This window comes from Streptomyces sp. P17 (assembly GCF_032436805.1).
Lineage (GTDB): Bacteria > Actinomycetota > Actinomycetes > Streptomycetales > Streptomycetaceae > Streptomyces.
On sequence record NZ_JAVRBF010000096.1, the window covers coordinates 1 to 20,897 of the forward strand.

At 70.9% G+C, this 20,897-nt stretch carries 16 protein-coding genes and 1 pseudogene; 7 read left to right on the plus strand and 10 right to left on the minus strand.

Annotation, left to right across the window (positions count from 1 at the left end; all coding sequences use genetic code 11):
• Positions 1 to 28 precede the first annotated feature (28 nt).
• Positions 29 to 1,366, minus strand: coding sequence for a PLP-dependent aminotransferase family protein (locus RMT89_RS37170; RefSeq protein ID WP_315888181.1), 1,338 nt, complete (start codon positions 1,364 to 1,366; stop codon positions 29 to 31).
• Positions 1,367 to 1,498: 132 nt separating this feature from the next.
• Here RMT89_RS37170 and RMT89_RS37175 point away from each other — a divergent pair, with 132 nt between their 5' ends.
• From RMT89_RS37175 to RMT89_RS37190, 4 genes are all read left to right on the plus strand, one after another.
• Complete coding sequence (locus RMT89_RS37175) at positions 1,499 to 2,146, plus strand: LysE family translocator (RefSeq protein ID WP_315888182.1); 648 nt, start codon at positions 1,499 to 1,501, stop codon at positions 2,144 to 2,146.
• 440 nt (positions 2,147 to 2,586) lie between these two features.
• Positions 2,587 to 4,320 carry a glycoside hydrolase family 3 protein gene (locus RMT89_RS37180; protein WP_315888195.1) on the plus strand — a complete coding sequence of 578 codons (1,734 nt, stop codon included), beginning with the start codon at positions 2,587 to 2,589 and terminating at the stop codon, positions 4,318 to 4,320.
• Positions 4,321 to 4,426: 106 nt separating this feature from the next.
• Positions 4,427 to 5,053 carry a hypothetical protein gene (locus RMT89_RS37185; protein ID WP_315888183.1) on the plus strand — a complete coding sequence of 209 codons (627 nt, stop codon included), beginning with the start codon at positions 4,427 to 4,429 and terminating at the stop codon, positions 5,051 to 5,053.
• A 214-nt stretch (positions 5,054 to 5,267) separates the two neighbouring features.
• Entirely contained in the window at positions 5,268 to 5,510 is a 243-nt protein-coding gene (locus tag RMT89_RS37190) for a hypothetical protein (RefSeq protein ID WP_315888184.1), read from the plus strand.
• A gap of 53 nt (positions 5,511 to 5,563) precedes the next feature.
• Here RMT89_RS37190 and RMT89_RS37195 read toward each other — a convergent pair whose 3' ends face one another.
• The 4 genes and pseudogenes from RMT89_RS37195 to RMT89_RS37210 form a co-directional block, all read right to left on the minus strand.
• Positions 5,564 to 6,985 (minus strand): S28 family serine protease, encoded by a 1,422-nt coding sequence (locus RMT89_RS37195; protein ID WP_315888185.1) that lies wholly within the window; start codon positions 6,983 to 6,985, stop codon positions 5,564 to 5,566.
• A 150-nt stretch (positions 6,986 to 7,135) separates the two neighbouring features.
• A complete protein-coding gene (locus RMT89_RS37200; protein ID WP_315888186.1) occupies positions 7,136 to 7,525 on the minus strand; it encodes a hypothetical protein in 390 nt (129 codons plus the stop codon).
• Positions 7,526 to 7,607: 82 nt separating this feature from the next.
• The gene (locus RMT89_RS37205; protein WP_399498677.1) at positions 7,608 to 11,351 is read right to left on the minus strand and encodes an ABC transporter ATP-binding protein; all 3,744 of its coding nucleotides are present in this window, start codon (positions 11,349 to 11,351) and stop codon (positions 7,608 to 7,610) included.
• 301 nt (positions 11,352 to 11,652) lie between these two features.
• A pseudogene (locus RMT89_RS37210) lies at positions 11,653 to 11,778 on the minus strand (DNA-binding response regulator); the annotation flags it as partial.
• Positions 11,779 to 12,145: 367 nt separating this feature from the next.
• Here RMT89_RS37210 and RMT89_RS37215 point away from each other — a divergent pair.
• Entirely contained in the window at positions 12,146 to 12,697 is a 552-nt protein-coding gene (locus RMT89_RS37215) for a heme-binding protein (protein ID WP_315888188.1), read from the plus strand.
• A gap of 52 nt (positions 12,698 to 12,749) precedes the next feature.
• On the opposite strand, the gene RMT89_RS37220 is transcribed toward RMT89_RS37215, so the two are convergent.
• A complete protein-coding gene (locus RMT89_RS37220) occupies positions 12,750 to 13,766 on the minus strand; it encodes an esterase-like activity of phytase family protein (protein ID WP_315888189.1) in 1,017 nt (338 codons plus the stop codon).
• Between the two features lie 48 nt (positions 13,767 to 13,814).
• On the minus strand, positions 13,815 to 14,657 hold the full coding sequence (locus RMT89_RS37225) for a serine hydrolase (RefSeq protein ID WP_315888190.1): 843 nt from the start codon (positions 14,655 to 14,657) through the stop codon (positions 13,815 to 13,817).
• Between the two features lie 215 nt (positions 14,658 to 14,872).
• Here RMT89_RS37225 and RMT89_RS37230 point away from each other — a divergent pair, with 215 nt between their 5' ends.
• Positions 14,873 to 15,676 carry an endonuclease gene (locus tag RMT89_RS37230; RefSeq protein ID WP_315888196.1) on the plus strand — a complete coding sequence of 268 codons (804 nt, stop codon included), beginning with the start codon at positions 14,873 to 14,875 and terminating at the stop codon, positions 15,674 to 15,676.
• A gap of 1 nt (position 15,677) precedes the next feature.
• Here RMT89_RS37230 and RMT89_RS37235 read toward each other — a convergent pair whose 3' ends face one another.
• The 3 genes from RMT89_RS37235 to RMT89_RS37245 are packed head-to-tail and all read right to left on the minus strand — an operon-like array spanning position 15,678 to position 19,845.
• Positions 15,678 to 17,366, minus strand: a complete 1,689-nt coding sequence (locus RMT89_RS37235) for a thiamine pyrophosphate-binding protein (RefSeq protein ID WP_315888191.1) — start codon at positions 17,364 to 17,366, stop codon at positions 15,678 to 15,680.
• Positions 17,363 to 18,331, minus strand: a complete 969-nt coding sequence (speB, locus tag RMT89_RS37240) for an agmatinase (protein ID WP_315888192.1) — start codon at positions 18,329 to 18,331, stop codon at positions 17,363 to 17,365. Before speB ends, RMT89_RS37235 begins: the two co-directional genes overlap by 4 nt.
• Positions 18,332 to 18,384: 53 nt before the next feature.
• The gene (locus RMT89_RS37245; protein ID WP_315888193.1) at positions 18,385 to 19,845 is read right to left on the minus strand and encodes a sodium:solute symporter; all 1,461 of its coding nucleotides are present in this window, start codon (positions 19,843 to 19,845) and stop codon (positions 18,385 to 18,387) included.
• A gap of 185 nt (positions 19,846 to 20,030) precedes the next feature.
• Between RMT89_RS37245 and RMT89_RS37250 the strand changes: the two genes are divergently transcribed.
• A partial coding sequence (locus RMT89_RS37250; RefSeq protein WP_315888194.1) for a PucR family transcriptional regulator ligand-binding domain-containing protein occupies positions 20,031 to 20,897 on the plus strand: 867 nt, incomplete at its 3' end.

The window sequence follows — 20,897 nt, forward strand, 5'->3', positions numbered from 1 at the left end:
GCCTCCGCTGCGGCTGATGCTGTACGCCTCAGTCCGTGGCCATGTCCTCCGGCATCGAGCGGGCCAGTCCGGCCAGGGTGGCCAGGGCCGAGGCGAGTTTCTCCGGGCGCGGTGTTGCGAGGCCCAGGCGGATCGCGTTCGGGGCGTGGGCGTCGCCGACCGTGAACGCCGCGGCGGGCGGGACGCCGATGCCGTAGCGCGCGGCCGCGGCGACGAAGGTGTCGGCGCGCCATTGCTTCGGCAGGCGCCACCAGCAGTGGTAGGAGCGCGGGTCCGTGCGCAGGGAGAACCCGGACAGATGCCGGGCCGCGAGCTCCTGGCGTACGGCCGCGTCCTTCTGCTTGGCCCGCACCAGCCGTCGTACGACGCCCTCGCGCTGCCAGCGGGCGGCGGCCTCCAGGTTGAAGTGCTGGGCGGTCCAGCCGCCGGAGCGCAGGGCGGCGGCGAGGTCGCCGAGCAGGGGCGCGGGGGCCACGACGAAACCGAGGGAGAGGCCGGGGGCGAGGCGCTTGGAGAGACTGTCGACGAGAACCGTCCGCTCCGGCACCAGGGCGGCCAGCGGGGGCAGTTCGTCGTGCAGGAAGGCCCAGATCGTGTCCTCGATCAGGGGGAGGTCCAGGCGTCCGAGGACCTCGGCCAGCCGTTCCGCGCGGGGTGCGGGCATGGTGAGGGACAGCGGGTTGTGCAGAACGGGCTGGGCGTAGACGGCGTGCAGGGGTCCTGTTCGGTGGGCCTCCTCCACGGAATCCGGGACGAGTCCGTCGTCGTCCATGGCGAGCGGGACGAGGGTGATGCCGAGCCGCCCCGCGATGGCCCTGACCACGGGGTACGTCAGCTCCTCGACGCCGAGCCGGGCGCCCGGCGGGACCAGGGCGGCGAACACGGCGGAGAGCGCCTGGCGGCCGTTCCCGGCGAACAGCACCCGCGCCGGGTCGGGGCGCCAGCCGCCCCGGGTGAGCAGATCGGCGGCCGCCTCCCGTACGGCCGGATCACCGGCGGGGCCGACCGGGCGCAGCGCCTCCTGGAGGACGTCGGTGCGCAGCAGGCCCTCCAGGCTGCCCGCGAGGAGCGCGGACTGCTCGGGCACGACCGGGTAGGTGAACTCCAGGTCGATCCGGCTGCCCGCGGGTTCGCCGAGGGCGGGCGGGTCGGTGGGGGCGGCGGCACGGACGAAGGTGCCGCGGCCGACCTCGCCGACGGTCAGGCCGCGGCGGCCGAGTTCCTGGTAGACGCGGGTGGCGGTGGAGTTGGCGATGCCGTAGCGGCGGGCGAAGGCACGCTGCGGGGGAAGCCGGTCGCCCGGCTTGAGCGCGCCCGATCTGATCTCCGCCGCCACCTGGTCGGCGACGCTCCGGTAGTCCCGCACGATCACTTCCCTCCGGTGGTCTCCCACCCAACCACAGGATTGCACCGAGGGCAATATCGCCATTGCGCCGAGGCAATACGGCTTCCTATGCTCGGTGCATTGCCTTTGCGGGTCTGCGAACGGGGAGTGGTCATGGTCGATCCGAGCGGGGCCCTCGGTGTGTTCGTCATCGCCCTCGGCATGGTGCTCACCCCGGGCCCGAACATGCTGTATCTCGTCTCCCGCAGCATCACCCAGGGCAGACGCGCCGGAGTGATCTCCCTCGGCGGAGTCGCGGTCGGCTTCCTCGTCTATCTGACGGCCGCGAACCTCGGCCTGTCGGTCGTCTTCCTCGCGGTGCCCGAGCTGTACGTCGCCGTGAAGCTGGCCGGCGCCTGCTACCTCGGCCTGCTCGCCTGGAGCGCGCTGAAGCCGGGCGGGATCTCGGTGTTCGCGCCGAAGGACATACCGCCGGACTCACCACGCCGCCTCTTCACCATGGGCCTGGTGACGAATCTGCTCAACCCTAAGATCGCCATCATGTACCTGTCCCTGATCCCCCAGTTCATCGATCTGGAGGCGGGCCATGTGCTGCTCCAGGGCCTGCTGCTGGGCTCGGTGCAGATCGTGGTCGCCGTCACGGTCAACCTCTCCATCGTGCTGGCGGCCGGGACCATCGCCGTGTTCCTCGCCCGCCGTCCGGGCTGGCTGAGGGTGCAGCGCTATGTGATGGGCACGGTGCTCGGGGGGCTCGCGGTGTCCCTGGCCGTGGACACCTCCGGCCCGGCGAAGGCGAGCTGACGGCGCCACAGTCGTCCCGTCCGGCACCGGCGCCCCAACTTCGGGAAATCCACGCCGCGACGGGAACCCGCCCCCGCCCCCGCTCGTCCAACACGCGAGCTGTCGGAGAGTCACCACGGTGCGGTGTCGGCCTCGCTGCTGGCTGCGAACGCTGACCCACCCTCTCCGCCGCGCCGCGGCCGACAGCCACTCCGCCATCGGCGCGCCCCCCTCCAACAGCGCCGATGGCGGACCCCCATTCCCGGGCCCGCGCCCTTTGCCGCGTTACTGTGCACTCCCTTGACTGGCAGAAACTTCCCGGATATTGGTGACTCCTCGGAAGTTTCTTTCAGCGGAACCCCTCTGAAGTCCCTTCAGCGGATCACCTCCGGAAGGAGCGCACGTTGCCCTCCAGACGCACCGTCCTCGCCGCCACCGCGGGAGTCGCCGCAACCCTCGCCATGGGCGGGACCGCATACGCGGACGACAAGAAGCTCCGCTCCCTCATCTCCCGTATGACGCTTGAGGAGAAGGTCGGCCAGCTCTTCGTGATGCGGGTCTACGGCCACTCCGCCACCGCCCCCGACCAGGCCGACATCGACGCCAACCTCAAGGAGATCGGCGTCCGCACGGCCGCCGAGCTGATCGCCAAGTACCGCGTGGGCGGCATCATCTACTTCGCCTGGGCGCACAACACCCGTGATCCGCACCAGATCGCCGACCTGTCCAACGGCATCCAGAAGGCGTCCCTGGACCTCCCGCGCGGACTCCCGGTCCTGGTCTCCACCGACCAGGAGCACGGCATAGTCGCCCGCGTGGGCAGGCCCGCCACCCTCTTCCCGGGCGCGATGGCCATCGGCGCGAGCGGCTCGCGCGCCGACGCCCGCACCCTCGGCCGGATCGCCGGAAAGGAACTGCGCGCCCTCGGCATCCGGCAGGACTACGCGCCCGTCGCCGATGTGAACGTCAACCCGGCCAACCCGGTCATCGGCGTGCGCTCCTTCGGCTCCGACCCGGACGCGGTGTCCCGGCTGGTCGCCGCAGAGGTCGTCGGCTACCAGCACTCCTCGGTCGCGGCGACGGCCAAGCACTTCCCCGGGCACGGCGACACGGCCGTCGACAGCCACTACGGCTTCCCGGTCATCACCCACACCCGCGCACAGTGGGACGAGCTCGACGCGCCCCCGTTCCGGGCGGCGATCGAGGCGGGCATCGACTCGGTCATGACCGCGCACATCATGGTCCCGGCGCTCGACGACTCCGGCGACCCGGCCACCCTCTCCCGCCCGATCCTGACCGGCATCCTGCGCGAGGAGCTGGGCTACGACGGGGTCGTGGTCACCGACTCGCTGGGCATGGAGGGCGTCCGCACGAAGTACGGCGACGACCGGGTCCCGGTGCTGGCGCTGAAGGCGGGCGTCGACCAGTTGCTGAACCCACCGAACCTGGCCGTCGCCTGGAACGCCGTACTGAAGGCGGTACAGGACGGCGAGCTGACCGAGGCCCGGCTCGACGAGTCGATCCTGCGGGTGCTGCGGCTGAAGGCGAAGCTGGGGCTCTTCGGCGACCCGTACGTCGGCCACCGCGGCGTCGACCGCACGGTCGGGATCCCCTCCCACCTGGCGGCGGCGGACCGTATCGCCGATCGGACCACAACCCTGCTGGTGAACGAGGGGGGCCTGCTCCCGCTGTCCCCGGCCGAGGTGCCCAAGCTCCTGGTGGTGGGCGCCGACCCCGCGTCCCCGTCCGGCACCACGGGCCCCCCGACGGGCGTCCTCGCCACGGCATTCACCGAACTCGGCTTCACGGCGACGCCCCTGTCCACGGGCACGGCCCCCTCGGCGGCAACGATCGCGCGAGCGGTGGCGGCGGCGCAGGACGCGGACGCGGTGGTCGTGGGGACGTACAACGTGACGGCGACGAGCGCGCAGAAGAACCTGGTGGCGCAACTCCTGGCGACCGGCAAGCCGGTGGTGGCGGTGGCGATCCGCAACCCGTACGACGTGGCTCACCTCCCGGCCGTCCGGGGTTATGTGGCGTCGTACTCCTGGACCGATGTCGAACTGCGGGCGGCGGCACGGGTGATCGCGGGTGCGGTGGCGCCGAGCGGTCGGCTTCCGGTGCCGGTGCAGCGGGCGGACGATCCGGGCCGGGTGCTGTATCCGGTCGGGCACGGGCTGTCGTACCCGGCGTAGCGCCGGTACGCCACGCCCCCGGCGCACCACCCCCATTGGGCCCAAAGCACCCCGTACGTCTGGCGTGCGCCCGCTGCGGCGGGCCACGCTGGGGCAGGGGGATGCGATGCGCGAGAGTTGGGCTGTGGGGGCGGCGGTGCTGGCGGCCGTGCTGTGGATGACGGGGTGCCAGTCGGACGGTGCGCCGGAGAAGGAGGCACGCCTGGGCGAGGCCGAGTCGGCGTCACCGACGCAGCCCCGCCCGTCCGGCTACGGCACGGTGTTCCTCGGGGTCGACGAGTGCAGTTCCTTCGGGACGACCAGCTTCACCGAGGTGCCGTGCGGCGGGGAACGGGCGGCGGCACGGGTGGTGGCCCGCCACGACGGCGCGGTGGACGACGGCCCCCCGTGCCCGGCCACCACGGACTTCGTCCTGCACATCAGCGAGCAGAGCCCCTCGGACGAGGACGGCGACGGCGCGGTCCCCCAGGGCTACGCCTGCATGCGCAACCTCACCCCACCCCACCCCGGCGACCCGGGCGGCGGAGGCGGCCCCCGCACGATCGTCGGCGACTGCGTCTACGACTCGGGCGGCCGCCAGGTCCGAGAGACGTCCTGCGACGGCAAGGCGGCGAAGAAGCCGCAGTACAAGGTGGTCAAGGCGGTGGCGAAGCGAGCCGAATGCCCGCCGTCGACGGCCCTGTACGTCCAACTGGGCGGCGACCGCCCGGTGGGCTGCGCCCGGCCGGTGTGAGGCAGACCCAGCTGCCGACATCACGCATGGCGTACGGCTGGACACCACAGGCGGGAACGCGGTGGCCGCCACCAGGATGAGGGTCGCTCGGCCCGCCGTCGGCGTTTGAGAAGCCAGTGCAGGAGTAGCTGCCGGACCTGAGCTTGGGTGTGTCGAGTTCGACGATGCCGGCCCTGTCCCGCTCGCGGGGGCGATAGGCCGTTGCACGGCGCGCATGCCCCAGTCAGGCAAGGCTGGCTGGATCGTCACCCAGGCCAACCGGTCGCTCATCTGCGGCAGCGACGTCCCTGTGAAGCTCTCCGACGCGGAATGGTCGATGGAGGCGGGCGGCTGGCAGGTGCAGTTGGGGACCTGGTGCGGTCACGACACGCCGCTGACCGGCAACCTCCATGTGCCCGCGCTCACAGCTGCGCAGACCGCTCCGAAGCCGACCCGATACTCCCACTGGGCCAGCTGACGCCATGACGGCGGACCCGCTGGTGGGTCCGCCGTCATGGTTGTCAGGCTGTGTCACGGACGCAACGTCCGCTCCACCCCCCGCTTGTCGAGCTTCGCGTCGAACCTCGCCAGCGGCTTCGCCGAAGACGGGTTCGCCTGGACCGTGGCCGAGGCGACGCCCGCCCACTCCAGGATCTTCGCCGTCGCGAGGGCCTTCTCGGAATCCACCAGGCCCGCTACCCGCGCGCCGTGGTTCGCGCCCGGTGCCGTGAAGACGTACGAGTCACGCGCGCTCTTGCCGAGGCGGAAGGGTTCCGCGCCCCAGGGGTCGTTCTCGCCGTAGACGAAAAGCATCTGCCTGGCGTTGTGGCGGACCCAGTTGTCCACGTCGCGCATGGCGTTCGACTGGAACGTCATCGGGATCGAGCGTGGCACGAAGTACCGCGGCGGCAGGTAGCCGTAGCGGATGTACCGCTTCTCGATGTGCGGGAAGACGATCGTCGGGGCGCCGAGCTGGGTGCCCGCCTGGTAGTAGTACGGCGTGTACGGCTCCAGGCCCTGGTCCGTGTAGAAGGAGAAGCCCGCGATCGTGTCGATCGAGGTCCAGATCTCCTCGTCCGTAGCGTTCTTCGCGTCCGCGGGAATCGTGCCGCAGTCCGAGAGCAGGCTGTACTGCCAGAAGCCCCAGACGTAGTCGAGCACCGTCGCCTCGTACGCCTTGTCCAGGCTGCCCACCGTGTTGAACGTGTAGCCGTTCTCGGCCGCGTACGCCGCGTACCGCTGCTCCAGCGGCTCCCGGCGCACCAGCGCCTCGCGCTGGACCCCGTTCAGGCGGTCCCGGCACTCCTTGGTGCCGACGGTGGCGAAGAACTCGTCGTACGCCGAGTCCTCCTTGTTCACCACGTCGTTGGGGGCGACGTAGGCCACGACGCCGTCCATGTCGCGCGGGTAGAAGCGCTCGTAGTACGTGGCGGTCATGCCGCCCTTCGAGCCACCCGTCGACAGCCACTTCTTGTCATAGATCGGCTTGAGCGCCTTGAAGATACGGTGCTGGTCGCTCGCCGCCTGCCAGATGTCCAGCTTCGTCCAGTCGGCCGGGGCCGGCCGGGACGGCGTGAAGTAGCGGTACTCCATGGAGATCTGGTTGCCGTCCACGATCTGCGTCGGCTCGCGCCGGCTCGGGGTCGTGGAGACGTTGTAGCCGCCGGTGTAGAAGACCGTCGGCCGGCTGACGCCCTTGTGCAGCACGGTGATCCGCTGCTGGAACGTGCCCTTGGACGGCTGCCGGTGGTCGACCGGCTGGGTGTAGTTGAGGACGAAGAACCGGTAGCCGGTGTACGGCTTCTCCTCGACCAGGCTCATGCCCGGTATCGAGAGCAGCCGGTCCTTGATGTCGGTGGTGGCCTCCGGCTGGGCGGCGGTGGCCGCCCCTGCCGTGCTCAACGTGCCTATGAGCACCGTGAGCGCCAGCAGCCATCTGAGCGCCTTGCGCATGCACCCTCCCCTGTGAGTCAGATGTGCGCCCGGAAGCTATCGGAGCAACTGACGCTCACACCAGAGGAGTTACCGAAACAAAACCGGTCACAGGAAGAATCGGCGGGAAGAAGCAGCAGGATTATTCAGTCAGCACAGGATCCAGCTCAGTCAGCACAGGATCCAGCCCGACGCGACCGATCCGCCGCCCACCCGGCCCGTCACCTTCACACACCTGTGCCCCGCGTACACCGACACCGTCAGCGTCTTGCGCCGGTGCTTGCCCTGGTAGGGGACCGGACGGTGGCCGCGCGCCTGCACACTGACCGCCATCGTCCGCCTCGGTCCCGGGTTCTTGGCGACGGTGAAGGCGCACACCGTGCCCCCGCTCCGGTAGACCTGCACGGACCCCGTGGAGAACGGCACCGTCCGGACCTTGCGCCCCGGACACGACATCCCGGCGGCCTGCGCCTCCCCCGGCGCCGCGACGGCCAGCAGCCCGGACGCGGTCAGCACCGCAAGGCCGACCCCCAGCCGTCGGCGTATCGCACCACTGTCCACTGTGTCGTCCTCCCCGAACCCCGGCGATGAGCGTACTGGTGTACGGACGCCAGGCGTACGCCGGACGGTTGCGTGCCGACCGTCACGCGAGCTCTGCGCCGACCGGTTCACCGACGAAAGTCCGCCACAGTTCGGCGTACCGTCCGCCGAGCGCCAGCAGTTCGTCGTGGGTGCCGTCCTCGGCGACCCGGCCGTGGGCCATGACCACGACCCGGTCCGCGCGGGCGGCCGTCGTGAGGCGGTGGGCGACCACCAGGGTCGTACGGCGGCCTGCCACGCGGTCCGTCGCCTGGTTGACCTGCGCCTCCGTCGCCAGGTCCAGGGCGGCCGTGGCCTCGTCGAGGAGCAGGATGTCGGGGTCGACGAGTTCGGCGCGGGCGAGCGCGATCAGCTGGCGCTGGCCCGCCGAGAGGTTGCGGCCGCGCTCGGCGACCTCGTGCAGATAGCCGCCGTCGAGCGTCGCGATCATCTCGTGGGCGCCCACCGCACGGGCGGCGGCCTCCACCTCGGCGTCCGTCGCCTCGGGGCGGCCGTAGGCGATGGCGTCGCGGACGGTGCCCTGGAAGAGGTACGCCTCCTGCGGGACGACGCCGAGCCGGTGCCGGTACGCCGTCATGTCCAGGGCGCGCAGATCCATGCCGTCGACGGTGACCCGGCCGCCGGTCGGGTCGTAGAAGCGGGCGACCAGCTTGACGAGCGTCGACTTGCCCGCGCCCGTCTCGCCGACGAAGGCGACCGTCTGGCCCGCGGGGATGCGCAGGTCGACCTCGCTGAGGGCCTCTTCGTCGCCGCCGTACGCGAAGTGCACGTTCTCGAAGGCGATCTCCCCGCGCAGCGAGAGCACATCGAGCGGCTCGTCGGCCGACTTCGTGGACGTCGGCTCCTGGAGCAGCTCCTGGATGCGGCCGAGCGAGACGCTCGCCTGCTGGTAGCCGTCGAAGACCTGGGAGAGCTGCTGGACCGGGGCGAAGAACAGGTCGATGTAGAGCAGGTACGCCACCAGCGCGCCGGTCGTCAGCGTCGCCGCGTCGATCCGGCCCGCGCCCACGATCAGCACCGCCGCCACGGCCGCCGACGACAGGAACTGGACGAAGGGGAAGTAGATCGAGATCAGCCACTGGCCCCGGATGCGGGCCTGGCGGTAGCTGTCGCTGCGCTCCGCGAACCGCGCGCCGCCGTCCCGCTCGCGCCGGAAGGCCTGCACGATCCGGAGGCCGGAAACCGACTCCTGGAGATCGGCGTTGACCACCGACACCCGCTCACGGGCCAGTTCGTACGCCTTCACGCTCGCCCGGCGGAAGAAGAACGTGGCGACGATCAGCGGCGGCAGGGTCGCGAAGACGACCAGCGCCAGCTCCAGGTCGATCACCAGCAGGGCGACCATGATGCCGAAGAAGGTGACGACCGAGACGAAGGCGGTGACCAGACCGGTCTGGAGGAAGGTCGACAGGGCGTCGACGTCCGTCGTCATCCGGGTCATGATCCGGCCGGTCAACTCCCGCTCGTAGTAGTCGAGTCCGAGCCGCTGGAGCTGGGCGAAGATCTTCAGGCGGAGGGCATAGAGGACCCTCTCCCCCGTCCGCCCGGTCATCAAGGTCTCCCCGACCTGCGCCGCCCACTGCACGCTCACCGCGAGCAGCGCGAGCAGGGAGGCCGCCCAGACCGCGCCGAGGGCGAGCTCGGAGACTCCGCTGTCGATGCCGTGCCGGATCAGGACGGGGAGGAGAAGGCCGGTGCCCGCGTCCACGGCGACCAGGGCAAGGCTGGCCAGCAGAGGCAGCCCGAAGCCGCGCAGCAGCCGGCGCAGGCCGTAGGACTCCTCCGGGGTGACGGCTTGGGCCTCGTCGACGTCGGGGGCGTCGGTCGCCGGAGGCAGCGCCTCGACCTGGGCGAGGAGTTCCGGGGTGGCCGGGGCGCCGTCCATCGCGGTGTCGCGCGGGGTGCGCTCGCCCGCCCACAGCCGGGGCGTGACCCCGCTCTCGGCGTCGAACTCGGCGTCCAGTTCGGCCCGTACGGAGGTGTCCTCGTCCTGCGGTGCGGCGGGCGGGGTGTGTCCTGGCGAGACGCCGCCCAGCTCGTCGGGGTCGGTGAGCAGCCGCCGGTACAGGGCCGAGCGCTCCTGGAGCTCCTCGTGGGTGCCGAGGTCGGCGAGCCGGCCGCCGTCGAGGACGGCGATGCGGTCGGCGAGGTTCAGGGTGGAGCGGCGGTGGGCGATCAGAAGGGTCGTGCGGCCCTCCATGACCTGGGCGAGGGCCTCGTGGATCTCGTGTTCCACGCGGGCGTCCACGGCGGAGGTGGCGTCGTCGAGGACCAGCAGGCGCGGGTCGGTGAGGATCGCGCGGGCGAGGGCGACGCGCTGGCGCTGGCCGCCGGAGAGGGTGAGGCCGTGTTCGCCGACCTTGGTGTCGTAGCCGTCGGGCAGCCCGGCGATGAAACGGTCCGCCTGGGCGGCGCGGGCGGCCTGCTCGATCTGTTCCTGGGTGGCGTCGGGGCGGCCGTAGGCGATGTTGTCGCGGACCGTGTCGGAGAAGAGGAAGGAGTCCTCGGGGACGAGCCCGATCGCGGCCCGGAGCGAATCGAGGGTGAGCTCGCGGACGTCGTGGCCGCCGATGAGGACGGCGCCGTGGGTGACGTCGTAGAAGCGGGGCAGCAACAAGGACACGGTCGACTTGCCGGATCCCGAGGAGCCGACGACGGCGAGGGTCTCGCCGGGGCGGATCTCGAAGCTGAGCCCGTCCAGCACCGGGCGGCCGTCCTCGTAGCCGAAGGAGACGTCGTCGAACTCGACCGTCGCCGGGGCGTCGGCGGGGAGTTCCTTGGTGCCGTCCTTCATGGACGGCTCGGTGTCGATCAGCTCAAGCACCCGCTCGGTACCGGCGCGGGCCTGCTGGCCGACGGTGAGGACCATGGCGAGCATCCGGACCGGGCCGACGAGCTGGGCGAGATAGGTCGAGAAGGCGACGAAGGTGCCGAGGGTGATGTGCCCGCGTACGGCGAGCCAGCCGCCGAGGGCGAGCATGGCGACCTGGCCGAGGGCGGGGACGGCCTGGAGCGCGGGGGTGTACTTGGAGTTGAACCGGATGGTGCGCAGCCGTCCGGCGAAGAGCCGCCGGCTGACGTCCCTGAGCTTGCCGGTCTCCTGCTCCTCCTGCCCGAAGCCCTTGACCACACGGACACCGCTGACGGCACCGTCGACGACGCCCGCGACGGCCGCCGCCTGGGCCTGGGCGTACCAGGTGGCGGGGTGCAGCTTGGTGCGGCTGCGCCTGGCGATCCACCACAGGGCGGGGGCGACGGCGAGCGCGACGGCGGTCAGCGGCAGGGACAGCCAGGCCATGACGACCAGGGATATGACGAACAGGGCGAAGTTCCCGATGGTCATCGGGAGCATGAAGAGCAGCCCCTGGATCAGCTGGAGATCACTGGTCGCCCGCCCGACGACCTGCCCGGTGGACAGTTCGTCCTGCCGCCGCCCGTCGAGCCGGGTGATGGTCCCGTACATCTCGGTGCGGAGATCGTGCTGGACGTCGAGGGCGAGGCGGCCGCCGTAGTAGCGCCGGACGTAAGTGAGCACGTAGACGATCACGGCCGAGGCGATGAGCAGCCCGGCCCACATCGCCATGCCTCGGCTCTTGTCGCCGATCACGTCATCGATGATCACCTTGGTGATCAACGGCACCAGCGCCATGACGGCCATACCGACCAGGGAGGACCCGAGGGCAAGGACGACGTCCTTCGGGTAGCGCCAGGCGTACCCCCACAGTCTCCGCGCCCATCCCTGCCGCGCTGCCACGTCCGGCCTCCCCGAGTGATCGTCCACGGACATCACCAACGTGTTCCGGCCCGATTTTCATCCCGGATGAGCATGAGCGCCCAGTACGCCTGAGTAGCAGGTCCCTGCCACCCGGGTCCCCGGCCCGGCTTTGATCATCGGCATGAAGAAGAGCACCGTGCTCATCACCGTCGCCGTCGTCCTCGTGGCGCTGTTCGCGCTGCTGGCCAAGGGGTGCGAGGCGATGGCGGGCGGCCCGGTGGGCACGACCGACGAGTTCCGCGCGCACGTACGGGCGACAACGGCGACGGGACCGTCGACGAGTACGAGAAGCCGTCCTGGTGACGGTCATCGGGGCGCCGGACGGCGGCGAGGTCAGGCGGCGGGTGGTCTCCACGCCGTCGGTACCCGCGCCGAGCTGGAGGTCCATCAGGACGACGTCCGGCGCGACCTTCGCCGCCAGCGCCAGAGCGCGATCACCCAGGGGGCGCGGGGCTCGTCGCCGTGGCGCTGGATGTAGCGGGCCATGGAGGTGGCGAGGAGGAGGAAGAAGGTCGCGTGCATGACGGCGGCGAGCCAACGGGCGTCGGGGTCGCCGGGTGTCTCCCCGCTGTCGTGCCTGGGGTTCCGCATGCCGCTCTGGCCTCCCTTCCCGCCGGTGAACTGGACAAACACCTCCAGTGTGCCCCGCCCCGCCGGGCCCGGGGTCAGCCGATCGGATGACCCCCGCGTCAACCGTCCCGCTCCCCGTGAGCAGCCGGAACGCCGACGGGTGGGCTCCGGATCCGGCCCCAGGCTGGATACCGAAGCGCAATCCGCCCGCACCGAATCCCAGGAGTTGCTGAGCCATGAAGAAGTTCTCGCGACGTGCCCGTATCGCCACCGGTGGCGTCGTCCTCGCGGCCGTGGCCGCCGGTACCTTCGGGTCCGTCTCCGCCAGCGCCTCGGCGCCGACCGCGGCGCGGGCCAGGACCGCCGCCGTGAAGTCGTCGGACACGTTCACGTCGACGCACCTGTCGGTCGCGGCCGCCACCGAGGCCGCCGAGGCCGTGCTGGACGCCGCGAAGAAGGAGAACCAGCGGGTCTCCGTCGCCGTCGTCGACCGCAACGGCAACACCCTGGTCACCCTGCGCGGCGACGGCGCCGGTCCGCAGTCCCCCGAGTCCGCTGTCCGCAAGGCCTTCACCGCGGTCTCCTGGAACGCCCCCACCTCCGAACTGGCGGGGCGCCTGGAGCAGACCCCGAACCTGAAGGACATCCCGGGCACCCTGTTCCTGGGCGGCGGCGTCCCGGTCACCGCGAACAACGCCCCGATCGCGGGCATCGGCGTGGCGGGCGCGCCGTCCGGCACGCTGGACGAGAAGTTCGCGCGGGCGGGCGTGGCGGCGCTGGCCGGCTGACGCGCTGCCTCGCTGCCTCGCTGCCTCGCTGCCTCGCTGCCTCGCTGCCTCGCTAGACGCGCACCCGCAGGTAGTAGAAGCGGGTCGTCTGGACGGAGTTCTGGTTGTCGTCGCTCGCCAGAAGGACGTTCAGGCGGCCCTGCGCGCGCCCGGTGACCGCCATCGCCTCGATGTTGTCGAGCAGCGGATTGGGCTGCGGCTGCTTCGCCGTCGCGCCGAGGTCCGGGCAGGCGGCGATGTCGGCGAGCAGTGCCTTCCTGATCAACCGTACGCCGTCCTGGCCGGTGAGGTTCTCGATGCCGGAGGTGTCCGTGGCGCGGCGTGGGTCGGCCAGGTAGAGGCGGACCGTGTTGCCGACGCCGGAGGTGAAGCCGCGTTCGAGGACGAGGAGCCGGCCGTCGGGGAGGGCGGTGACCTCCGGGATGCCGAGGCCGGTGTCGGCGCGGTAGCCGTACTGGGCGGAGAGTGCGAAGGCGCCCTTGTGCCGGTCCCAGGTCTGGAAGCGGACGATGCCTGCCGAGTCTCCGGAGAGCGCGTACTCCATGGAGGCGAGCAGTCCACCGCGGAACCAGGTCAGCCCCTCGAAGGTGCCGTTGGAGACGGCACGCCCGGCAGGGGCGACCCGGAGCGAGTCGGGGACCGGGAGCCGGTCGAGGATCCGGCCGTCCGCGGAGTGGCGCCGGACAGCCGGTTCCCCCTCGGAGCTGATCAGCCGCGTGCCGTCCCGGTCGACGACCAGGCCCTCGGAGTCGAGGGCGGCGCCGTTCTCGTCGGCGAGCGCGACCACACCGCGCGGGGCGAGCGTGCCGGCGTCCAGGGAGAAGAGCGCCGAACGGTCGGACACGGCCGCGAGCGAACCGTCCCGGCCCACCGCGAGCGCGGAGAAGTTGCCCACGAACGTGCCCTGGTACGTCGTCTTGTCGAGCGCGTCGGAGAAGCGGTCGATGGAGACGGTGGGCGAACAGGCGTTGTTCTGTGGGCCGTTGGCGTAGGAGGGACCGGCGGCGGTCAGACAGGCGGCCGCCGCCAGCGCCGCGGTGGCGGTCGCGAGTGCGGATCTCATGCGCATGGAGGTCACCGTAGGGCGGGCCGGTGAAGGGCGGGAGACCGCCAGACGTCAACTCGCGGTGAGATCCCGGTGGACGACCTTGGCGACGCCCTGGATGGTCGCGATGCCGTAGTTCATGGTGCTGTTGCCGTGGGTCAGCACCGTGATCATGTAGTCGTGCCCGCCGCCCTTGAAGGTGCCGACGCTGTGCACCCGCCAGCCGTTGGTGGCCCGCTGCAGCCAGCCGTTCTTGACGTGCACGATGACGTCGGAGGGCGCTCCGTAGGGCGTGCCCCAGCGCTGGGAGGAGATCACGTCGCCCATCAGCTTGCGGACGTACCAGCGGGAGTCGTCGGTGAGCACCGTGTTCTTCGCGGTGAGCAGCTTCATCAGCTTCTGCTCGTCGGTGACGGTGATCTGGGTCAGGCCCCAGTAGCCGTTGGCACCCGGCTTGGTCTGCGTCATGCCCGCCGCGGCGAGGAAGTTCTTCACCTTGGTGACGCCGAGCTGCTGCCACAAGGTGGTCGTGGAGGCGTTGTCCGACTTGGTGATCATGGCCGTGGCGAGGGACTTCTCCCGGCTGGTGAGTGCCCGGCCGGTCTTCTGCGCGTCCCACAGCAGGGTGGCGAGGACGGTCACCTTCACCACGCTGGCCGAGTCGAAGGCGGTGGAGGGCCGCAGGGTGCAGGTGGTCTTGGTGGACCGGTCGTAGACCCCGACGGCGACGGTCCCGTTACGGGTCGCCAGCGCGGCGGTGATGTCCTTCTTCAGCTTCTCGGCGAGCCCGGCCTTGGCGGACGTACAGCTGACGGCGGGCGGGGTCGCGGCGTTCGCGGGTGTGACGGCGGCCACGGACGCGACGAGCGCGCCGCCCGCCACCCATCTGGCACGTCTGGATATGCGGTGAGTCATGCCCAGTTGACTCATGGACGGGAGGGTGGGTTGTAGGCGTTGGGCAATGGTTGTACGAGCCGTTACCCGCCTCCGCGTCAACTCGCGTAGACAGGGCCCGATTTGCCGTTTCCGGTCACGCAATGGACACGCAGGATCCATTTACATGGCCGCATGTGCATGTCACTCTCCCAGGTGCCGCCTCCATTCAACCCGCGTAGATGGGACTCCCCCTCATGCTGGCGACACACATACGCCGCTGGAAGTCGGTGGCCCTCGCCACCGCCACCGTCCTGGTCGGCCTCAGCGTCCCCGCCCTCACCGCGACCCCCGCCGCGGCCACCACGACCGCCTACGACAGCACGTACTACAAGGACGCGATCGGCAAGACGGGCACCAGCCTCAAGAGTTCGCTGCACACGATCATCAGCACCCAGACCCAGCTGTCGTACTCCGCCGTCTGGGAGGCACTGAAGGTCACCGACCAGGACCCGAACAACAGCAACAACGTGAAGCTGCTGTACTCGGGCATCTCCCGCAGCAAGTCCCTCAGCGGCGGCAGCACCGGCAACTGGAACCGCGAGCACGTGTGGGCGCAGTCGCACGGCGACTTCGGCACCTCGGCCGGCCCGGGCACCGACCTGCACCACATGCGCCCCGAGGACGTCCAGGTCAACTCCGTCCGCGGCAACAAGGACTTCGACAACGGCGGCAGCAGCTTCACCAACTCCGGTGGCAGCCTGACCGACTCGAACTCCTTCGAGCCCCGTGACGCCGTCAAGGGCGACGTGGCCCGCATGATCCTGTACATGGCCGTCCGCTACGAGGGCGACGACGCCTGGCCCGACCTGGAGCCCAACGACACCGTCACCAACGGCGGCGTGCCGTACCACGGCCGCCTCTCGGTGCTGAAGGCCTGGAACGACCAGGACCCGCCGGACGCCTTCGAGGAGCGCCGCAACCAGCTCATCTACACCAACTACCAGGGCAACCGGAACCCGTTCATCGACCACCCGGAGTGGGTCGAGGCGATCTGGTAGGTCAGTTGTCGAGGTGCGTCGGCGCGAACATCCGCAGCACCGCCGGGAGTACGACCACCGAGGGCCCGGCCGCCGCGAGCGCCTTGGCCAGGTCGGACTCCAGCCTCTCGGGGGTCGTACGGACCCCCGGGACGCCGAAGGACTCGGCCAGCGCCACATAGTCCGGGCGGGCCAGCTCGGTCGCCGTGGCCTGGCCGAAGGCGTCCGTCATGTACTCGCGCAGGATGCCGTAGCCGCCGTCGTCGACGATCAGCCAGGTCACCGGAAGGTCGTACTGCCTCGCCGTCGCCAGCTCCGCGATGGAGTACAGCGCACCGCCGTCGCCCGACACCGCCAGCACCGGGCGGGTCGGATCGGCCGCCGCCGCGCCCAGCGCCGCGGGGAAGCCGTAGCCGAGGCCGCCGGCGCCCTGGGCGGAGTGCATGTGGTTCGGGCCCTTGGCGTCGAAGGCCGACCAGGCCCAGTAGGCCAGGATCGTCATGTCCCAGAAGGACGGCGAGTCGGCGGGCAGGGCCTTGCGGACCGACGCCAGCACCTCTTGTTCCAGGGTGAGTTCCTGGGAGGCGATGCGCTCCTTGACGCGGGACAACACGTCCCGTACCCGCTCGGCCGCCGAAGTGTCCGTACGCTCCGACACCGTCTCCAGCAGCGCCTGCAGCGCGAGCCGCGCGTCCGCGTGGATGCCGAGCGCCGGGTGGTTGGACTCCAGCTTCCCGAGATCCGCCTCGATCTGGACGACCCGGCCCCGCGGCTTGAACGTGTGGTAGTTCGAGGAGAGTTCACCGAGTCCCGAACCGACCACCAGCAGGACGTCCGCGTCCTCCAGGAAGTCGGTCGTGTACCGGTCCTCGATCCAGGACTGGAGGGACAGCGGATGCGTCCACGGGAAGGCGCCCTTGCCGCCGGGGGTCGTGACGACCGGCGCCTGGAGCAGCTCGGCGAGCCGCTTCAACTTGCCGCCGGCGTCCGACCGTACGACCCCCCCGCCCGCGATGATCGCAGGACGGGCCGCCTTGGAGAGCAAGTCCGCTGCCACGGCGGTCAGTTCAGGGCGCGGCGGCAGCTCGTCGGGGAAGGCGTCGCCGCCCGTCACCACCGGGATCGAGGTCTCGGCGAGCAGCACGTCCTGGGGGATCTCCACCCACACCGGGCCGTGCGGAACGGTCAGCGCCGACTTCCAGGCCGCCTCGATCGCGGACGGGATCTGCGACGGGGTGCGGACGGTGTGGACGGACTTCACCACGCCCCGGAACGAGGCCGCCTGGTCGGGCAGTTCGTGGAGGTAACCGTGGCGGCCGCCGCCCAGACCCGCCGTCGGGACCTGGCTGCTGATCGCCAGCACGGGCGCGGAGGCCGCGGCCGCCTCCTGGAGCGCGGCCAGCGAGGTCAGCGCTCCCGGACCGGTCGACAGCAGCAGGGGCGCCGCCTCACCGGTGATGCGGCCGTACGCGTCCGCCGCGAAACCGGCGTTGTTCTCCACCCGCAGGCCGATGTACCGCAGATCGGACCGGCGCAGCGCGTCGAACATGCCGAGGGCGTGCTGGCCGGGGAGGCCGAAGACGGTCGTCGCCCCGAGCCCGGCCAGCGTCTCCACGACCAGGTCTCCGCCGTTGCGGCCGGGGGGAGGGTTCAGCGCGGCCTCCGTCTGGGCGGCGGTGGGGCGGAGTACCAGGTCGTGGTCGTGAGTCACTTCGCGCGGGCCTCTGCAATCTGGCGGGACATGATCGTGGTCAGTTCGTACGCCGTGTGGGACGCGGCCACCGACGTGATCTCGGCGTGATCGTACGCGGGCGCCACCTCGACGACGTCCGCCGAGACGAGGTTGCAGGAGTCGAGTCCGCGCAGGATCTCCAGCAGCTCGCGGGAGGTCATGCCGCCCGCCTCGGGGGTGCCGGTGCCGGGCGCGTGCGCCGGGTCGAGGCAGTCGATGTCGATGGAGATGTAGAGCGGGCGGTCGCCGATGCGCTGGCGCAGCTGGTCGGCGATCTCGTCGGCGCCCCGGCGGTAGACGTCGGAGGAGGTGACGATGCCGAAGCCCATCTTCTCGTCGTCGGTGAGGTCCTGCTTGCCGTACAGCGGGCCTCGCGTGCCGACGTGCGACAGCGCCGAGGTGTCGAGGATGCCCTCCTCCACCGCGCGCCGGAACGGCGTGCCGTGCGTGTACTCGGCGCCGAAGTAGGTGTCCCAGGTGTCGAGGTGGGCGTCGAAGTGGAGCAGGGCGACCGGGCCGTGCTTCTTGGCGACGGACCGCAGCAGGGGCAGCGCGATGGTGTGGTCGCCGCCGAGGGTCATCAGCCGGGCGCCGGTGCCGAGCAGGTCGTCGGCGGCGGCCTCGATCGTCTCGACGGCCTCGTTGATGTTGAACGGGTTCACGGCGATGTCGCCGCCGTCCGCCACCTGGGCCAGCGCGAACGGGGACGCGTCCTGCGCCGGGTTGTAGGGGCGCAGCAGCCGGGACGCCTCACGGATGGCGTTGCCGCCGAAACGGGCGCCCGGCCGGTACGAGACGCCCGAGTCGAAGGGCACGCCGACCACGGCGACATCGGCGGTGCCGACCTCGTCCAGGCGCGGCAGCCGGGCGAAGGTCGCGGGTCCGGCGTAGCGCGGGATGCGCGAGGAGTCGACGGGGCCGCGGGGCGTCTCGTTGCTGCTCATGGAAAACTGCCTTCTTTCCTACGCTTCGTCGCGTATGTACATCTGCTACGACTCTACTGGTGAGCCGGGACGGGTTCGGACACGAGTTCGGGGGCCCGCCCGGCGAGGCGCTCGCGCCAGGCGGCGAGGACGGCGGCGTCGGTGGGCTTCGTCATCAAGGAGACGGCGACGTAGGCCGCGAGGGAAGACAGCAGGCCGTAGTAGACGGGTTCGTTGGCGAGGATTCCGTACGTCGCCATCAGGCCCACGACCGCGAGTCCGCCGACGGCCACCGAGGCGAGGGCGCCCTGCGCGGTGCCGCGCTTCCACAGCAGCCCGCCGAGGATCGGCACGAGCAGTCCGCCGACGAGGAGGTTGTACGCGACGGTCAGCGCCTCGACGACGTTGTTCAGCGCGATGGCCGTGGCGATGACCGCGAGACCCATGATGAGGATGAAGACGCGGTTGCCCCTGACCTCGTCGTGCTCCTCGCCCCCGGGCCTGACCATGCCGCGCAGCCGCGACCAGATGTCGTTGTTGGCGACGGTGGCGCAGGCGATGAGCGCGCCGGAGGAGGTCGACATCACGGCGGCCAGGGCCGCGGCGAGCACCAAGCCCCGCACGCCTACCGGGAGTTCGTCCTTGACGATGGTGGCGAAGGCGTCGTCGGCGCTCGCCAGGTTCGGGTAGAGCACCTTGGCGGCCGTACCGATGACGGCACCGGCGAGGGCGTAGACGAGGCAGTAGGTTCCGGCCACCGTGCCGCCCCACTTGGCAGTCCTGTCGCTGCGCGCGGTGAAGACGCGCTGCCAGATGTCCTGCCCGATCAGCATGCCGAAGGTGTAGATGAGCACGTACGTGAAGATCGTCTCGCCGCCGATGCCCAGCGGGTCGAAGTACTCGGTGGGCAGCTGGGCCTTCATCTCACCGAACCCGCCGGCCTTGACGACGGCGATGGGGAGCAGCAGCAGGAGCACACCGATGGTCTTCACCACGAACTGCACCATGTCGGTGAGCGTGATGGACCACATGCCGCCGAGCGTGGAGTACGCGACGACGATCGAACCGCCGAGCACGATCGCGAGCGTGCGGTTCATGTCGAAGAGCACGTCGAAGATCGTGGCGTAGGCGATCGTCGAGGTGACGGCGAGCATGAGGGTGTACGCCCACATGACCACGCCGGAGATCACGCCCGCCCGGCCGCCGTAGCGGAGATCGAGCATCTCGGAGACCGTGTAGACCTTGAGGCGGGCGATACGGGCAGAGAAGAAGACGGACAGGGCGAGGAGCCCGAGGCCGATCGTGAAGACCATCCAGGCGCCGGAGAGCCCGTACTGGTAGCCGAGCCCCACGCCACCGATGGTGGAGGCGCCGCCGAGGACGATCGCGGCCATGGTCCCGGAGTACATGGCGGGACCGAGACGACGGCCCGCCACCAGGAACTCACTCTTGGACTTGGCGCGGCGCATGCCCCACCAGCCCATGGCCAGCATGCCGACCAGATAGACGACGATCACTGTGTAGTCGACGGCCATGGGGGCTCCTTCGCGCACTGTCGGTGGCGTGTCGTGCAGATACCGGGGGACCGCGGCAGCGGTTCGCGGGGACATCCGCCCGTACCCGCGGCTGCCGGTCTGGACCGACCTTAGGTGGCCGGAAAGCGACTGCGAAGTGTACGTTTCATCCATTGAGGCCGTACGGAGTGGAGGAAACGCCCACCATGCCGGACCCGTCCGTCCCACCCACCCCACCGGTAGCGCTGTCGGCGCTCCTGGCCCGCGAGGACCTCTCCCTGCGCCAGATCGCCGGGCCGACGGACCCGGACCTCGTGATCCACTGGGCCCACACCTCGGAGATGGCGGACCCGTACCCCTACCTGCTGGGCGGAGAGCTCCTGCTCACGGCGGGAGTCCACATCCCGGAGGCGGCGGGCTCGGGCACGTACTTCGACGACTACGTCTCCCGGATCGTCGAGGCGGGCGGCGCGGCACTGGGCTTCGGCCTGGCCCCGGTCCACGACACGGTGCCGCGCGCCCTGGTGGCGGCGTGCGAGTCGTACGACCTCCCGTTGCTGGAGGTCCCCCCGCAGACGACGTTCTCGGGAGTGGCGAGAGCGGTCTGGCAACTGATGGCCCAGGCCCGCCTGTCCGAACTCCGCCGGGTGACGGAGGCCCAGCAGAGCCTGGCGGCGGCTGCTTCGCGGCCGGATCCGGTGCCTTCGGTGCTGCGGCAGCTGGCTCAGCGGGTGGGGGGATGGGCGGGGTTGTACGGCCCCGAGGGCGGCCTGATCGCGTCGGCGGGCCGCGGACCGGGGGCGGAGGCGGAGGGGGCGCTGGCGGATCTGGCCGGGGTGGTACGGCCGCCGGGCACGGACGCCGACGGAGCTGAGGGCAGCGATGCCGTTGAGGCCGCCGTGGCTGCGGGCGGTCGTGCCGCTGGGACAGCGCCCACCCCAACCAGCGGCCGCCCCGCACCCCACACAGCTGCGGGCAGTCGTGCCGCCGGGACAACGCCCACCCCAACCAGCGGCCGCCCCGCACCCCACACAGCTGCGGGCAGTCGTGCCGCCGGGACAACGCCCACCCCA

What these genes read in the sequence shown, in the direction of transcription:
- RMT89_RS37175 (WP_315888182.1), top strand. Translation starts at nt 1,499, where the DNA reads ATGGTCGATCCGAGCGGGGCCCTCGGTGTGTTCGTCATCGCCCTCGGC.
- RMT89_RS37180 (WP_315888195.1), top strand. Translation starts at nt 2,587, where the DNA reads ATGGGCGGGACCGCATACGCGGACGACAAGAAGCTCCGCTCCCTCATC.
- RMT89_RS37185 (WP_315888183.1), top strand. Translation starts at nt 4,427, where the DNA reads ATGCGCGAGAGTTGGGCTGTGGGGGCGGCGGTGCTGGCGGCCGTGCTG.
- RMT89_RS37190 (WP_315888184.1), top strand. Translation starts at nt 5,268, where the DNA reads ATGCCCCAGTCAGGCAAGGCTGGCTGGATCGTCACCCAGGCCAACCGG.
- RMT89_RS37195 (WP_315888185.1), bottom strand. Translation starts at nt 6,985, where the DNA reads ATGCGCAAGGCGCTCAGATGGCTGCTGGCGCTCACGGTGCTCATAGGC.
- RMT89_RS37205 (WP_399498677.1), bottom strand. Translation starts at nt 11,351, where the DNA reads ATGTCCGTGGACGATCACTCGGGGAGGCCGGACGTGGCAGCGCGGCAG.
- RMT89_RS37215 (WP_315888188.1), top strand. Translation starts at nt 12,146, where the DNA reads ATGAAGAAGTTCTCGCGACGTGCCCGTATCGCCACCGGTGGCGTCGTC.
- RMT89_RS37220 (WP_315888189.1), bottom strand. Translation starts at nt 13,766, where the DNA reads ATGCGCATGAGATCCGCACTCGCGACCGCCACCGCGGCGCTGGCGGCG.
- RMT89_RS37225 (WP_315888190.1), bottom strand. Translation starts at nt 14,657, where the DNA reads ATGACTCACCGCATATCCAGACGTGCCAGATGGGTGGCGGGCGGCGCG.
- RMT89_RS37230 (WP_315888196.1), top strand. Translation starts at nt 14,873, where the DNA reads ATGCTGGCGACACACATACGCCGCTGGAAGTCGGTGGCCCTCGCCACC.
- speB (WP_315888192.1), bottom strand. Translation starts at nt 18,331, where the DNA reads ATGAGCAGCAACGAGACGCCCCGCGGCCCCGTCGACTCCTCGCGCATC.
- RMT89_RS37245 (WP_315888193.1), bottom strand. Translation starts at nt 19,845, where the DNA reads ATGGCCGTCGACTACACAGTGATCGTCGTCTATCTGGTCGGCATGCTG.